We start from the raw sequence: 14,101 nt of genomic DNA, 5'->3' as shown, positions 1-14,101 counted from the left end.
ATCCCGAAATCTGCAAATAAGCCCGCCAGAAGCCAGGCCATTGTTAGGGACACCGCCATTGCATCTTCTCAAGATATACAGTTAATATGAGCGTTTTCATTCTCAAGGAATACGTCATGCTTAAACCTTTTCTTTTCTCTGTTCTTGGCTTGTCCGCTCAGTTTGCCCAGGCATGGCAACTGGATGCAACACACAGCGATGTGAGCTTTACTTCAATTAAGGCGGGCAGTGTTGCCGAAAACCACCACTTTAAACTACTGACAGGCTCTATTGATAAAGCCGGCAAACTGGATTTGCGATTAGATCTGAGCAGCATTGAAAGCCTTATCCCTATTCGCAATGAGCGCATGCAAAAAATGTTGTTTAACGTGGCTAAGTTTCCTGAAGCCAAGATCACGGCGAATGTCAGTCAGTACTTAAAAGCGTTAAAGCCGGGAGCACAGATCCTTCGCAAAGTGCCCGTCACGCTCGCTTTGCATGGCCAGGTTGCCATACTGAACGTTGATTTGGTGGTCAACAAAGGCGCTCAGCAACTTCAGGTGACCCCATTGCGTGCCGTACTGATCAACAGCCGCGATTTTGGTCTGGATGCGGGTATTGAAGCGCTACGCAAGGTTGCCGGTCTGAATACCATTGCCACTGCGGTACCTGTCACGTTTAATCTGGTGTTCAGTGAGTAAGACTGAGGCGCTGATCGAGCATTATGTTACGCAGCATGCCCCTACCGGGTGCTGGCATGCGGATGAATGTGGCGTCGGCGCGTTTGAAATTGATACACAAGGTCGCTGGTTTCACGACGGCGCACCGATCAGCCGAGCTGGGCTGGTCAGGCTGTTCGCCAGTGTGTTGTGTTATGAGCAGGGTCAGTACCTGCTCAAATCACCCGCTGAGACGTGCCCGGTAAAAGTCGCTGATAGCCCCTTTGTGATTGTGAGCTGGCAGTATTGTAACCTGGCCCCAACCTTGGGCTTGTCGACGACTTTAATTGCACAGGATAACCTGGGCCGGTTATGGCCTGTTTGCAGTCAGTTTCCCTTGATGCTCAAACCCTATCAGGGTCAGCCAGTTCCGTATTTGATGCTCAATTATGGTTTGTCTGCACGCATTAGTCGTTCTGTCTATTATCAGTGGGCTGAGTTGGCTCAGTCTCGGGGTGATGAGTTTGTGTTGACGTCGGCAAATACGTCATTTGTGATTGGCTAGGCTACGTCAGAGACGTAGCCTGTGAGTCTTATGACTATGCCGAAGGGGTATCCTGCTCTGCCTCTTCTTTGACGTATGGCCCCAGGAACCAGTCGTCCAACTGCCAGGCTAGTTCTTTGAGCCCGAGGCCTTTGAGCGACGAAAACGCATGAACGGTGATATCTGCATTGAGCTCAGCCAGTGCTTTGCGCACCTGCAGCACCTCTGCTTTACGCTTACCTTGCTTGAGCTTATCGGCCTTAGTTAATAGTGCCAGCACCGGAATATCGCTACCAGCGGCCCAGTTGATTAAGTCCATATCCAGGTCTTTCAGTGGGTGACGGATATCCATCAATACCACGATACCTTTCAAACTCTGTCGTTTTTGCAGGTATTCGCCCAGTGATTTTTGCCATTTCTTCTTCATTTCAAGCGGTACTTTTGCAAAGCCGTAACCGGGCAGGTCAATCAGGCGTTTGTCTTCGTCGAGCGAGAAAGTATTAATGAGCTGAGTACGGCCCGGCGTTTTACTGGTCCGTGCCAGTTTCTGATCAGTCAGAGCATTCAGTGCACTGGATTTTCCCGCATTGGAGCGTCCAGCAAACGCTACTTCAATACCGGTATCGGCGGGTAATCGGGAAATATCTGGGGCACTCGTTACAAACTGAGCACGGTTATACGGCATGCGGGATTTTAGCACTTCGACTCCTCAAGGGGATTGATCTCATTATTGTCTATTTTATTATACTTGGTTGCTAAAGCAAAAGCCGATAAAATCTTCACCCTAGGTGAGTTTTTACGCTATGCCCTGGATGGGAAACTTAATCCAGGTCAAATCCCTATAATTTATGGGCTTAATGTGAGCAGAAAACGTGCCAGAGAAATTAATATCGTGTAGAATGTAGCAATTGCAACGTAAAACTCGAGTCCGTTGACTTTGGCTGTGCCAATTAGTGCACATTTAGCAAGCTTGGTCAGTCGGTCTCAAATAAGATTTGCCCACGCAGTAAAAGAAACGAGGCTTTTTCGGCTGGGGTCAAAATTACAGGGTCGGAAACAGAGAATTTACCATGAAAAAAATAGCATTAACTTTAACTATGTTGCTAGGGTCCTTGTCAGCCAGCAACGTCGCGGCATTTGATGGCGATGCGCAAGCCGGTAAAGCAAAAGCTGCAACCTGTGCGGCGTGTCACGGTCCGGATGGCAATGCTCCTGTTACTATGTATCCGAAAATCGCCGGCCAACACGCCGACTACCTTTATAAGCAACTGAAAGAGTTCAAGCTAGGTATGACGTCTGGTGGTAAAGAAGGGCGTATGGATCCTGTGATGAGCGGTATGGCAATGCCATTGTCTGATCAGGACATGAAAGACCTGTCTGCATATTTTGCGTCTCTGCCAATGTCTTCAGGCACTACACCAGAGGATGTAGTTGAAGTTGGCAAAAAGCTTTACACTGCCGGTGATGCAGAGCGCGGTATTCCGTCTTGTGCTGCGTGTCACGGTCCACGTGGTAATGGCACGTCACTGTCTAAGTTCCCGAAAATCTCATTCCAGCACCCTGAGTACATCAAGGCACAGCTTGAAAAGTTCCGCAGCGGCGATCGTAACAACGATCCAAACGGAATGATGAGCGATATCGCAAAGAAACTGACTGACAAAGACATCGAAGTTTTATCTAAGTACTTGGGTGGCCTGCACTAAAGTCTTATAGACGAAAAACTAACCCAGTGTAAACGTTGGGTATTGTAAAAAAGGCAGCAACTGAGCTGCCTTTTTTTGATCTCGGATTGTGAGATATATCTCAATGACGGTGTAGGATATATACCTATATGATCTGTACGACTTGACTTAATTTCATTTTGTGTTCAGTTGTAACCTATTGTAATAAAATTGATTTGATGTTGTTTCAAAATATTCAGGTAATAATTTTGTTATTGTTTAGTTGTAACTGTTTCAGATCGGCGTAGATTATTCGTTGTCGCCAGATAATACAAAAACAGGGACAATTCGTATCGGAAGCGTCGGTGGCAGAGTTAAGTATTCAGTTGTGAATACACAGGATGATTAAGAAAGTGTCAGGAAGACCGACAATAAAAAATGCATTGGAAGTTTGATAACAATAACAATATGGAAAGTGTTCACGGAAGTGACAACAAAAACAAAACGGAAGATACCACAATAAAAATAACAATGACTTAAAAGTCGAAGGGAGAAGTGTCCAGTTTGTGACGCTCAGATTAGTAAGCGGTAGAGAGCAATCTCTGCCGCTTTTTTATTTTTTCGTGCATATTTGTTCACTAATTGATTGCTGTTACAATACGGCTTTTAAGGCATTTCGGTTTATCTCAGTTGCAAAATCCTCAGTCATGGCGTTGCGGCCTTTGTGAAGGCGACTCACTGACGCATTACCATCAGGACAAATTCAGAGACTACTGGCAGTGTCAGCGTTGCAAGCTGGTATCTGTCTCCCCCGAACAGCGATTGAGCGCTGAGCAGGAAAAAGCCATTTACGACAGCCATGAAAATAGCCTGACGGATCCTGGCTACAGACGGTTTTTATCCCGATTGGCTGAGCCGTTGTGTGCCCGCTTGCCAGCTGCGCAATCCGGGTTGGACTTCGGCTGTGGTCCTGGCCCTTTACTGGCAAAAATGCTGACTGAGGCAGGACATCGGATGGCCGTCTATGATTTATACTATGCCGATGATCCCAAAGTGCTGGACCACCAGTATGACTTTATCACGTGTAGTGAAGTGATCGAGCATCTGGCTCAGCCAGGCACTGTGCTGCGTAGGCTGTTAACCATGTTGAAACCTGGTGCACCTTTAGCATTGATGACGAAACTGGTGATAGATCAGGCACGCTTTGCAACCTGGCACTACAAAAACGATCAAACCCATATTGCGTTTTTTAGTCGGGAGACGTTTGCCTATATTGCAGAGCAATTTAATACCCAGGTTGAAGTGATCGGCAATGATGTCATCATTTTGACTAAGCGATAGCGAAGAATGAGTAAAGACTAGTATGACGAGAAAGAAAAAATCCCGTAAAGTGGGTAATATAGGTACTCCCAGGCTCAGCAAAGAAAAGCTGCAGGAGCTCAGAGCACTGAAAGATCAGCGTTCTAAAAAGCAGAAGGGTAAAAAGCCTGGCTCGCGTAATGCACAGGAAGCCAAAGTGGAGGAGAATCAAACCACGGGCAGTAAAAAGGATCCGCGTGCGGGCAGTAAAAAGCCTGTTGCTCTGGTCCCTCAGTCACAGCAACCAAGTCAGCCGAAGTTAAATCGTGATCTGAAGCCTCAGGTGGAGCTGAAGAAAGTGACGCAGGTGACATTAACACCGGAAGAAGAGCTGCGGCAGCTGGAAAATGATGAGCGTCTGATGGCGCTGCTAGAGCGTCATGAGCGTGGTGAGCTACTGACAGGCAAAGATGCCAAGTACTTCAATAAGTCGGTGGCTCGTCACCAGGCGTTATGCGAGTTACTGGGCATTGATGATGAGTTTGAAGAAGCCGATATGGCTCAGGAAGATGAGCTGGATCAGTGGATGAGTAATGATCTGGCTGATGAATGGTTAACAGACGAAGACGAGGAGCGTTAAACTATGTGGATAGCCGCGATTGTGGTAGGCGCGTTGATCATTGCCGGTTTGGCCTTTTATGCCGGCAAGCTGCTGTGGCAGCTGAAAGTTCAGAAAGACACGATAGCAAAATTGCAGCAGGAGCAAAAAGAGAAGCTGGCGCGCTCTCGTCAGGAACGAAATGCTAAGCTATCCGATAGTATCAACCTTATCGCCAAAGCGATGCAGCAGAAACAGTGTGAGTACTCTGAGGGCTGTTTACGCGTGTGGGTACTGATGTCTCAGTACAGCTTCGATGAAGAAATTGAGCTGAGTCAGAGTTATCCGGGTGTGCATGAGATGTACGAAGAAGTCAAAGAAATGCCAACCCATGAAGCGCGTAAAAAGTACAGTAAGAAAGAGATCTACAAAATGGATGCTCAGCGCTGGCGTGCTGAAGAGCGTCTTGAAGTACAGATCCTGGAAGACTGTGAAAAGCTACTGAGTCGTTTTAAGCCCTTACCGGGCAGTGAAAACGTGGTCTTTCAGTAGCCATGTATGCTCTACTGAGAGCGCGTAGTCCGCTCTGCTTGCAAGGTGGCGGGTGAAAAACCCGTCACCAGCATAGTGCCTGTTAATACCAGCACCATCCCGCCTAATGTATTGAGCCCAACCTGCTCGTCTAATATCAAATAGCCCCAGATAATCCCAAACAAGGGGATTAAGAAAGTAACCGATAGCGCAGAAGCCGCGCCTACCTCTGAAATTAATCGAAAATATAATAAGTAAGCAATGCCGGTACAGATCACACCTAAGGCGATCACGGCAGAGATCTCGGTACTATCTGGTACCGCCCGCATGGGTACGAAAGGAAGCAGTGGCAGTAGCCAGACGACGGCCGCCCACATGCTGCCATGGGCATTATCAAATGCGGGGATCTGGGGCGCATTTTTAGCATAGTTACTCGCAATCTCGTAACTGACCGCAGCAAGTACACCTGCGAGGACCGACCAAATCAGCTTCTCTGAGATCAGTGTCTGGTCCCAGCCAACTAAGATGACAACACCGCATACTCCCAACACCATGCCGATCAGGGATTTGGCACTAAGGGGTGTTCTATGCCAGAAAAAAGCGATTAAGGCGCCCCAGATGGCCGCCGTGGCGTTTAAAATTGCCAACATCGAAACCGTCAGGGTTTGTGCAGCATAGACAAAGAGCACGAAAGGCAGCGCAGTATTGAGCAAACCCAAAATAAAATAGTGACGGGCATGGGCGCGAAAATGCAGATATTGCTTCAGATACAAGGCTATCACGAGCAACGCCAGTGCGGCAAAGCTCACTCTGAATTCAATCAAATAAGCAGGGCCAAAGGTCGGCGCAGCAATGCGCATAAACAAAAATGAACCGCCCCATATTGCTGCCAGACAGATCAAACGGATAAAGCTGGTTATTGCATAAAGTTCTCTTCCAGTCTGCGGGTGAAAGAAATGATAGTCTTAAAGTGGCTGAACAGACGCCCTGATGCAATGAGAAATAGAGTGTGGGTTCTGAAAGTGGCCAGGTGAGGGGCAGAGGGGGGAGACACGCAGGAGCACGTTGGCCCCTGCGTAAACGGGCTTACAGGCCCAGTTTCTTTTCCAGATAGTGGATGTTTGTGCCACCGTTTTGGAAGTTTTCGTCCGCCAGAATTTTCTTATGTAGCGGGGTATTAGTTTTAATACCGTCAATCACAAGTTCATTCAAAGCGTTACGCGCTCGGGCAATGGCCACGTCACGGTTTTCACCGTAAGTGATCAGTTTACCGATCATTGAGTCGTAATGCGGCGGCACTGTGTAATCAGCATAAATATGGCTGTCCCAGCGAATGCCCAATCCACCGGCTGGGTGGAAACGTGTGATCTTGCCTGGAGACGGAATGAAACTTTCCGGATCTTCAGCATTGATACGACACTCAATCGCATGGCCACGGATCACAACATCATCCTGAGTGATAGACAAGGGTTGACCTGCAGCAATTTTCAGCTGCTCTTTGATTAGGTCAACGCCAGTTACCATTTCAGTCACCGGGTGCTCTACCTGGATACGCGTGTTCATCTCGATGAAGTAGAATTCACCATTTTCATACAAGAATTCGAACGTACCTGCACCGCGATAGCCGATCTCAATACATGCACGCGTACAACGGTCACCAATGAACTTACGCATTTCTGCAGTAATACCAGGTGCAGGTGCTTCTTCCACAACCTTCTGGTGACGACGTTGCATTGAACAGTCACGCTCACCCAGGTGAATAGCATTGCCTTGTCCGTCAGCCAGTACCTGTACTTCGATATGGCGTGGGTTTTCAAGGAATTTCTCCATGTATACCATGCCATTACCAAAGAACTGTTGGGCTTCAGTTTGCGTCAGTGCGATTGAGTCAAGTAGCTCTTCTTCAGAACGTACAACACGCATACCGCGACCACCACCGCCACCGGCAGCTTTGATGATCACCGGGTAACCGATACGCTTCGCGATCTGTACGTTGCGCTCATTGTCATCCGTTAGCGGACCATCTGAACCTGGTACACAAGGGACGCCTGCTTTGCGCATTGCTTCAATCGCTGACACTTTATCACCCATCAGACGAATGGTATCGCCCTTTGGACCGATAAAGATAAAGCCGCTCTGTTCAACCTGATCGGCAAAATCTGCATTCTCAGACAGGAAACCGTAGCCTGGGTGAATGGCAACGGCATCAGTAACTTCAGCTGCAGCAATGATGCGTGGAATATCCAGGTAACTTTCACTGGCGGCGGGTTTACCAATACAAATGGTTTCGTCTGCAAGTAGCACGTGTTTGAGGTCACGGTCGGCAGTCGAATGGACCGCAACTGTTTTAATCCCCAGCTCCTTGCAGGCACGCAATACGCGAAGCGCAATTTCGCCTCGGTTTGCAATGACTACTTTATCTAGCATAGTGTTAACCTTCCAGGGGCATTATTCGATGATGAACAGAGGTTGATCGAACTCAACCGCGTCGCCATTCTCAAGCAGGATCGCCTTCACAACACCGGCTTTGTCAGCTTCAATTTGGTTCATCATCTTCATCGCTTCAACGATACACAGTGTGTCACCTACGTTGACTTTTGAGCCTACTTCTACGTACGGAGCAGCCGTTGGTGAAGAAGCTGAGTAGAAAGTACCAACCATAGGTGACTTCACCTGATGGCCAGCTGGCGTGTTATTTGCTGCTGCCGGTGCTTCAGCGGCTGGCGCAGCTGGTGCTGCTACTGGTGCTGGAGCCGCTGCGGTTGGTACTGAGTACTGCTGTGGCTGAGCAATAACCGGAGCGCTGCTGTGACGATTGATACGTACAGACTCTTCACCTTCGGTGATTTCCAGCTCTGCAATGCCTGATTCTTCTACTAATTCGATAAGTTTCTTGATCTTGCGAATATCCATAACTTGACCCGCCTGTTAGTTAATTTGAGTTATCTTGTTTGCGCAGCTTGGCTACGGCGGCCATTAATGCCGCTTCGTAGCCCAGCGCACCTAATCCACATATTACCCCTTGCGCCACATCCGAAAAGTAGGACTTGTGACGAAAGGGCTCGCGTGCATAGACATTTGATAAATGCACTTCATAAAACGGGATGCTGACGCTCAATAAGGCATCTCTCAGCGCAATACTGGTGTGCGTAAATGCCGCCGGATTGAAAATGATGCAATCAACACGATCATATTGTGCGTGAATATGATCGATCAGCTCGGCTTCGCTATTGCTTTGAAAGTGACTCAGCTCAACATCGTAATTTACCGCGCTCTGCGTGAGGTCCTGCATGATGTCTTTTAAGGTCCGGGTGCCGTACTTATCTGGCTCACGTCGGCCCAGCATATTCAGGTTTGGGCCATTCAGGACTAAAATCTTTAAATTTGTAGACATAATGCGTGAAATTCCTTTATTTAGAAAACAAAGCGACTTTTATTAGCAAAGACCTTGTTAACTTAAGCGTATGCACAGTAAATAGCAAATATTTCTCACGTTCGCGAACTATTATAGAGAGTTCAAGGTAAATAGCAGCAAAATACTGGTCTAATCAGCATAAGAAGAGACGAGACACAGAGGCAAATCTTCAGGCCTCTGTGTCTGGGTAGCGGAACACTCGCTAAAAAGGCAGGTTACAGGACGTATTGACGTACTTTTTCCAGGTGCGCGGCGAATTCGTCAGCGTCCTGGAACCCGGTAACACGCAGTTCGGGGATCTCATTGCCCTGCGCATCAAAGAACAAAATACTGGGCAGACCGAACACAGTAAACGCTTCCATGATCTCTATGGTGGTGTCGTTACTTTCTGTCAGGTCGAGTTTTAAGGTATCGAAGTAGGCAAACTGGGTCTGCACCTGCTCAGTTGGGAAAGTGTATTTCTCAAACTCTTTACAGGCCACACACCATTCTGCATATAGGTCCACCATGGCAATTTTGCCTTTGCTGTTGGCTTGCTCGATTGCAACGTTCAGTGCAGCCAGGTCGTCCAGCAGTCGGAAATCTTGCTTGTCTTCATTCTGCGCAATGCTCACCGGGGCAGTGTTAGTATCCGGAAAAACCACGCTTCTTGCGGTGAGCAAGCCGACGACAAACAAGCTGGTTGCCATTGCCCAAAGTACAGTTTTACCTTTACCTTGTGCCTGTCCACTTTGCCAGTGATGCAAATACAAAGCGGTTGCCACTGCCAGCACCGATGCCATGCCCAGAATAATGTTAAAGTTGAGGATCCGCTCAAGCAGGATCAAAGGCACAAACAGCATGACAAAACCGAACAGGGTTTTAACCTGATCCATCCAGCCCCCGGCTTTAGGCAGTAGCTTACCACCTGAGGTACCAAGCAACAGTAGTGGCAGACCCATACCCAGACTTAGCGCGTACAGTGTCAGGCCGCCCACCATAAAGTCGCCACTTTGAGCAACATAAAGCAGGGCTGCAGACAAAGGGGCCGTAGTACATGGTGAGGCAATCAGGCCTGACAACACACCCATGGAGAACACGCCGACATAGTTGCCGCCACTTTGCTGATTACTGATCTCAGTCAGCTTGCTCATCATGGAGCTGGGTAGTTTGATTTCGTACCAGCCGAACATCGCAAAGGCGAGTAACACAAACAGTAAACTAAAGCTTATCAACACCGCGGGATGTTGCAGATAGCCCTGCACCTGGCCACCAAAATAGGCTACGACCAGACCCAGCGCTGCATAAGTTACCGCCATGCCCTGAACATAAACAAAAGACAGGCTAAAGGCTTTTTTGGTCGACAGATGTTGTTGTCCGGCGATCAGGCTAGACAGGATAGGAAACATCGGGAAGACACAAGGGGTGAAGGCCAGACCCACGCCAACCGCAAAAAAGACCGCCAGGTTGGTGAGTAGTGATTGCTGCGCAAGACGTTCAGTGAAGCTCAGGTCGTCGTCATTACCAGAGGAGACATCCGGCTGGCTGGTTGCTTTGGTGGCGGGTGGGGTTGCATCATCATCGGCACTGACTAAAGCAGTTAAAGGAACAGTGATCACTTCTGGCGGGTAGCATAGCCCCGCTTCGGCACAGCCTTGATAGCGTATTTTGACCACCGCACCGTCGGTGATATTACTGAGTCGGGAGATCACCGCAAACTGGTCAAAGTACACTTCGGTTTTACCAAAAAACTCATCTTCTATCATTTCACCCTGGTTGTATTCGGGTACAATGATGTCAGCGCCTTTGGCAATGATCTCCAGTTTCTTCTTATATAAGTAGTAGCCGGGGGCTATATCCCAGCCGGTAAAGAGCACTTTGCCCTGCTGATCGAAGTCAAATTTAAATGCCTCATCGACCGGTAAAAACGTTTGCTGTTTGGGCGCCAGTAAGCTATCCAGCACAGTGGCATTGCCAGCCGCCTGAATGGCAGGGCTCATCAGCATAAATAGGCTGATAAAAACGGCCAGTATGCCGCTGGGTAAAACGTGCGTCAGCATTCGCATTAATTCAGTACCTCATCAATCCAGTTAAAATAGTCCCGTGATCCTGCACCAACTTCGATGACCTGTATTTCAGGCACATCATAGGCATGCAGGCGGTGAATGGTCTCCATAACAGCAGTGACAAAGTCGACATGGGTTTTTATCATCAACTTGTACTCGCTGTCCTGAGTGACCTCGCCCTGCCACATATAAATGGACTCAACGCTTGGCAAAATGTTCACACAGGCTGCTTGTTTATTTGTCACCAACTGCCGGGCAATATCACGCGCCTGCGTTTGTGTGCCACAGGTCGTCATGACCAATCGGTAAGGCGTCGCCATGGTTATCCTTTCACTTGAGCTAAATTTGCTCTAGTGTAACTAAACATGCTGGGTATCCCAAGCGCTTCACCTGCTCTTTCATCGCATTGGTCGCGTACTTTACAGTGCCAGATGCACGGGCTTGAAATAAGACCCGAGGACCCATACATCTATTTCAGTTATTTTGGAGATCTTATGTTTAAAGTCCTTTTTCTACTCTTTATTGTTATTCCCATCGCTGAAATAGCCCTGTTATTGCAAGTCAGTGACATCATTGGCGGATTTGCCACACTGGCGCTGGTGATCCTGACGGCGGTATTGGGCGCACGTTTGGTAAAACAACAAGGCCTGGGTGCTTACGCAAATGTGCAGCAACAAATGGCACAAGGTCAGCTGCCTGCCAGTGATCTGTTTGCCGGGATCTGTGTGATCATTGCCGGTGTATTGCTAATGACACCGGGTATTATGACGGATGTACTGGGCTTTATGTTGCTTACACCTGCCATTCGTCAGAAGCTGGCAAAAGCCCTGTTGCAGCGTGCTACGGTACAGGTGCAAAGTGGAAGCATGTTCAGCCAGCACTCGGCACAGCAGGAACAGCAGTTCGATCCGTTTGCCGGTCGTACGTCTGCGCATGTGCAGCCGGAACGTGGTGAAGGGAATACCACATTAGAAGGTGAGTTTAAGCGCAAGGACTAAAAAAATTGAAAAAAATGCTTGGGTTTTGTTTTGCCCATCCCCATAAAGTGAAGCAACTTAAGTATTAATTAGTTAGCCCCTTATCAACGGATAAGGTTGAGCGGGCAAACATCTACACTATGTATTCTGTCATTGTTCAGAAACTGTTAGGAGAACTAAACACATGAACATTCGTCCTTTACATGATCGCGTTATTGTTAAGCGTCTTGAAGAAGAAACTAAGTCTGCTGGCGGTATCGTTTTAACTGGTTCTGCCGCTGAAAAATCAACCCGTGGTGAAGTGGTTGCTGTGGGCAACGGCCGCGTGTTGGACAATGGTGAAGTGAGAGCATTACAAGTTAAAGCGGGCGACACAGTATTGTTTGGCTCGTACGTTGAGAAAACAGAAAAAATCGAAGGTCAGGAATATCTGATCATGCGCGAAGATAACATTCTGGGCATCGTAGAATAAGCCCGGTCGTCGCACTCAACATTTAACGGTTAATCGAAAGAATTTAGAGGAATAAATATCATGGCAGCTAAAGAAGTTCGTTTTGCAGGCGATGCCCGCACTAAAATGCTTAAAGGCGTAAACGTACTGGCAGACGCAGTAAAAGTAACTTTGGGTCCAAAAGGCCGTAACGTGGTACTGGATAAGTCATTCGGTGCGCCTACCATTACTAAAGATGGTGTATCTGTTGCAAAAGAGATCGAACTGGAAGACAAGTTCGAGAACATGGGCGCACAAATGGTGAAAGAAGTGGCGTCTAAAGCAAACGATGCGGCGGGTGATGGTACTACGACTGCAACGGTACTGGCACAAGCTATCGTGAACGAAGGCCTTAAATCAGTGGCTGCGGGCATGAACCCGATGGACCTGAAGCGTGGTATCGACAAAGCAGTGATTGCTGCGGTTGAAGAGCTTAAAGCGCTATCTGTTCCTTGTTCAGATGCTAAAGCGATTGCTCAGGTAGGTACTATCTCTGCAAACTCTGACAAAGAAATCGGTGACATCATTGCAGAAGCAATGGAAAAAGTAGGCCGCGAATCTGGTGTTATCACTGTAGAAGAAGGCCAGTCACTACAAAACGAATTAGACGTTGTTGAAGGTATGCAGTTTGACCGCGGTTACCTGTCTCCTTACTTCATCAACAATGCTGAAAAAGGCCAGGTTGAACTGGACAACCCACACATCCTGTTGGTTGACAAAAAAGTATCTAACATCCGTGAACTGTTACCAACGCTGGAAGCGGTTGCAAAAACCAGCAAGCCTCTGCTTATCATCGCAGAAGACCTGGAAGGTGAAGCGCTGGCAACTCTGGTTGTGAACAACATGCGCGGCATCGTAAAAGTTGCAGCAGTTAAGGCGCCAGGTTTTGGCGACCGTCGTAAAGCAATGCTTCAGGACATCGCTATCCTGACTGGTGGTACGGTTATTTCTGAAGAGATTGGCCTGGAGCTTGAGAAAGCAACAGTTGAAGACCTGGGTACTGCAAAGCGCGTTGTTATCACTAAAGATGACACGACTATCATTGATGGTGCGGGCGAGCAGGAAGGCATTGACGGCCGTGTTGCACAAATCAAAGCACAAATCGAAGAAGCCACTTCAGATTACGACAAAGAGAAACTACAAGAGCGCATGGCTAAACTGGCCGGCGGTGTTGCAGTGATCAAAGTCGGTGCAGCAACTGAAGTTGAAATGAAAGAGAAGAAAGACCGCGTTGAAGATGCATTACATGCAACTCGCGCAGCGGTTGAAGAAGGTGTGGTACCAGGTGGTGGTGTTGCACTGGTTCGCGTTGCGAGCAAGATCGAATCTCTGACTGGCGACAACGAAGATCAGAACCACGGTATCAAAGTTGCGCTACGCGCGATGGAAGCACCACTTCGTCAAATCGTATCAAATGCAGGTGATGAAGCCTCTGTGGTTGTTAACGCTGTGAAAGGCGGCGAAGGTAACTATGGTTACAACGCAGCTAACGGTCAATACGACGACATGATCGAAATGGGTATTCTTGACCCAACTAAAGTAACGCGCTCTGCACTGCAGTTCGCAGCGTCTGTAGCTGGTTTGATGATCACCACAGAAGCCATGGTTGCTGAGATCCCGAAGGAAGAAGCAGCAGCTGCACCAGACATGGGCGGCATGGGCGGAATGGGTGGCATGGGCGGCATGATGTGATAAACATCATCTCCTAAGCACTACACGCTTTAGAAAAACCCTAACACATTGATGTTAGGGTTTTTTTATATCTGAAATGTACTAAAGCTTCATCATTTTAGGGGGATAAAATGGGGTGTCGAATAAGTTCCCTGTATTGCTTCTAGTGCCTAGTGCCAGGAAGCCGACACTCTCACGAAGAAGCATTTGGTCGTATCTTGGATATGAACGA

Annotated in this window: 16 protein-coding genes; 9 read left to right on the top strand and 7 right to left on the bottom strand. The window is 48.1% G+C overall.

Annotated features, from left to right (window positions below; all coding sequences use genetic code 11):
* Positions 1–116 precede the first annotated feature (116 nt).
* Together AT705_RS10495 and AT705_RS10490 are read left to right on the top strand one after the other, a co-directional pair.
* Positions 117–680, top strand: a complete 564-nt coding sequence (locus AT705_RS10495; RefSeq protein WP_058796547.1) for a YceI family protein — start codon at positions 117–119, stop codon at positions 678–680.
* Positions 673–1,203, top strand: coding sequence for a DUF1285 domain-containing protein (locus AT705_RS10490; protein ID WP_058796546.1), 531 nt, complete (start codon positions 673–675; stop codon positions 1,201–1,203). Before AT705_RS10495 ends, AT705_RS10490 begins: the two co-directional genes overlap by 8 nt.
* A gap of 34 nt (positions 1,204–1,237) precedes the next feature.
* Here AT705_RS10490 and yihA read toward each other — a convergent pair whose 3' ends face one another.
* Positions 1,238–1,882, bottom strand: a complete 645-nt coding sequence (yihA, locus tag AT705_RS10485) for a ribosome biogenesis GTP-binding protein YihA/YsxC (protein ID WP_040644572.1) — start codon at positions 1,880–1,882, stop codon at positions 1,238–1,240.
* A gap of 370 nt (positions 1,883–2,252) precedes the next feature.
* Between yihA and AT705_RS10475 the strand changes: the two genes are divergently transcribed.
* The 4 genes from AT705_RS10475 (at position 2,253) to AT705_RS10460 (ending at position 5,292) form a co-directional block, all read left to right on the top strand.
* Complete coding sequence (locus tag AT705_RS10475; RefSeq protein ID WP_058796545.1) at positions 2,253–2,885, top strand: c-type cytochrome; 633 nt, start codon at positions 2,253–2,255, stop codon at positions 2,883–2,885.
* 648 nt (positions 2,886–3,533) lie between these two features.
* Positions 3,534–4,184 carry a class I SAM-dependent methyltransferase gene (locus AT705_RS10470; protein ID WP_058796544.1) on the top strand — a complete coding sequence of 217 codons (651 nt, stop codon included), beginning with the start codon at positions 3,534–3,536 and terminating at the stop codon, positions 4,182–4,184.
* A 22-nt stretch (positions 4,185–4,206) separates the two neighbouring features.
* A complete protein-coding gene (gene yihI / locus AT705_RS10465) occupies positions 4,207–4,782 on the top strand; it encodes a Der GTPase-activating protein YihI (protein ID WP_049866239.1) in 576 nt (191 codons plus the stop codon).
* A gap of 3 nt (positions 4,783–4,785) precedes the next feature.
* On the top strand, positions 4,786–5,292 hold the full coding sequence (locus tag AT705_RS10460) for a DUF2489 domain-containing protein (protein ID WP_058796543.1): 507 nt from the start codon (positions 4,786–4,788) through the stop codon (positions 5,290–5,292).
* Between the two features lie 11 nt (positions 5,293–5,303).
* Here AT705_RS10460 and AT705_RS10455 read toward each other — a convergent pair whose 3' ends face one another.
* The 6 genes from AT705_RS10455 to cutA form a co-directional block, all read right to left on the bottom strand.
* Positions 5,304–6,131 carry a DMT family transporter gene (locus tag AT705_RS10455; RefSeq protein WP_237113822.1) on the bottom strand — a complete coding sequence of 276 codons (828 nt, stop codon included), beginning with the start codon at positions 6,129–6,131 and terminating at the stop codon, positions 5,304–5,306.
* Positions 6,132–6,357: 226 nt separating this feature from the next.
* Positions 6,358–7,698 carry an acetyl-CoA carboxylase biotin carboxylase subunit gene (gene accC, locus AT705_RS10450; protein ID WP_058796541.1) on the bottom strand — a complete coding sequence of 447 codons (1,341 nt, stop codon included), beginning with the start codon at positions 7,696–7,698 and terminating at the stop codon, positions 6,358–6,360.
* Between the two features lie 21 nt (positions 7,699–7,719).
* Positions 7,720–8,184, bottom strand: a complete 465-nt coding sequence (gene accB, locus AT705_RS10445; RefSeq protein WP_058796540.1) for an acetyl-CoA carboxylase biotin carboxyl carrier protein — start codon at positions 8,182–8,184, stop codon at positions 7,720–7,722.
* A gap of 19 nt (positions 8,185–8,203) precedes the next feature.
* Complete coding sequence (gene aroQ / locus AT705_RS10440) at positions 8,204–8,665, bottom strand: type II 3-dehydroquinate dehydratase (protein ID WP_010383744.1); 462 nt, start codon at positions 8,663–8,665, stop codon at positions 8,204–8,206.
* A gap of 236 nt (positions 8,666–8,901) precedes the next feature.
* Positions 8,902–10,731 carry a protein-disulfide reductase DsbD gene (locus tag AT705_RS10435; protein WP_157576734.1) on the bottom strand — a complete coding sequence of 610 codons (1,830 nt, stop codon included), beginning with the start codon at positions 10,729–10,731 and terminating at the stop codon, positions 8,902–8,904.
* A complete protein-coding gene (gene cutA, locus AT705_RS10430; RefSeq protein WP_010383742.1) occupies positions 10,731–11,051 on the bottom strand; it encodes a divalent-cation tolerance protein CutA in 321 nt (106 codons plus the stop codon). The genes AT705_RS10435 and cutA overlap by 1 nt, the downstream gene beginning before the upstream one ends.
* Before the next feature lie 174 nt (positions 11,052–11,225).
* On the opposite strand from cutA, the gene AT705_RS10425 reads away from it, so the two are divergent.
* The 3 genes from AT705_RS10425 (at position 11,226) to groL (ending at position 13,890) form a co-directional block, all read left to right on the top strand.
* Positions 11,226–11,729: an FxsA family protein gene (locus tag AT705_RS10425; protein WP_058796539.1), complete on the top strand. Its 504-nt coding sequence runs from the start codon at positions 11,226–11,228 to the stop codon at positions 11,727–11,729.
* Positions 11,730–11,892: 163 nt separating this feature from the next.
* Positions 11,893–12,180: a co-chaperone GroES gene (locus AT705_RS10420; RefSeq protein ID WP_010383739.1), complete on the top strand. Its 288-nt coding sequence runs from the start codon at positions 11,893–11,895 to the stop codon at positions 12,178–12,180.
* A 60-nt stretch (positions 12,181–12,240) separates the two neighbouring features.
* Positions 12,241–13,890: a chaperonin GroEL gene (gene groL / locus AT705_RS10415; protein WP_010383738.1), complete on the top strand. Its 1,650-nt coding sequence runs from the start codon at positions 12,241–12,243 to the stop codon at positions 13,888–13,890.
* The last annotated feature ends 211 nt before the right edge of the window (positions 13,891–14,101 follow it).

Origin of the sequence: Pseudoalteromonas rubra, assembly GCF_001482385.1 — a bacterium.
GTDB classification, from domain to species: Bacteria; Pseudomonadota; Gammaproteobacteria; order Enterobacterales; family Alteromonadaceae; genus Pseudoalteromonas; species Pseudoalteromonas ardens.
Note: the sequence above shows the minus strand (reverse complement) of the source record. Positions and strands in the feature narration are given on the sequence as shown.

Coding starts and splice junctions, on each gene's coding strand:
- AT705_RS10495 (WP_058796547.1), top strand. CDS start 117: ATGCTTAAACCTTTTCTTTTCTCTGTTCTTGGCTTGTCCGCTCAGTTT.
- AT705_RS10475 (WP_058796545.1), top strand. CDS start 2,253: ATGAAAAAAATAGCATTAACTTTAACTATGTTGCTAGGGTCCTTGTCA.
- yihI (WP_049866239.1), top strand. CDS start 4,207: ATGACGAGAAAGAAAAAATCCCGTAAAGTGGGTAATATAGGTACTCCC.
- AT705_RS10460 (WP_058796543.1), top strand. CDS start 4,786: ATGTGGATAGCCGCGATTGTGGTAGGCGCGTTGATCATTGCCGGTTTG.
- AT705_RS10455 (WP_237113822.1), bottom strand. CDS start 6,131: ATGCGCATTGCTGCGCCGACCTTTGGCCCTGCTTATTTGATTGAATTC.
- accC (WP_058796541.1), bottom strand. CDS start 7,698: ATGCTAGATAAAGTAGTCATTGCAAACCGAGGCGAAATTGCGCTTCGC.
- accB (WP_058796540.1), bottom strand. CDS start 8,184: ATGGATATTCGCAAGATCAAGAAACTTATCGAATTAGTAGAAGAATCA.
- aroQ (WP_010383744.1), bottom strand. CDS start 8,665: ATGTCTACAAATTTAAAGATTTTAGTCCTGAATGGCCCAAACCTGAAT.
- AT705_RS10435 (WP_157576734.1), bottom strand. CDS start 10,731: ATGCGAATGCTGACGCACGTTTTACCCAGCGGCATACTGGCCGTTTTT.
- cutA (WP_010383742.1), bottom strand. CDS start 11,051: ATGGCGACGCCTTACCGATTGGTCATGACGACCTGTGGCACACAAACG.
- AT705_RS10425 (WP_058796539.1), top strand. CDS start 11,226: ATGTTTAAAGTCCTTTTTCTACTCTTTATTGTTATTCCCATCGCTGAA.
- AT705_RS10420 (WP_010383739.1), top strand. CDS start 11,893: ATGAACATTCGTCCTTTACATGATCGCGTTATTGTTAAGCGTCTTGAA.
- groL (WP_010383738.1), top strand. CDS start 12,241: ATGGCAGCTAAAGAAGTTCGTTTTGCAGGCGATGCCCGCACTAAAATG.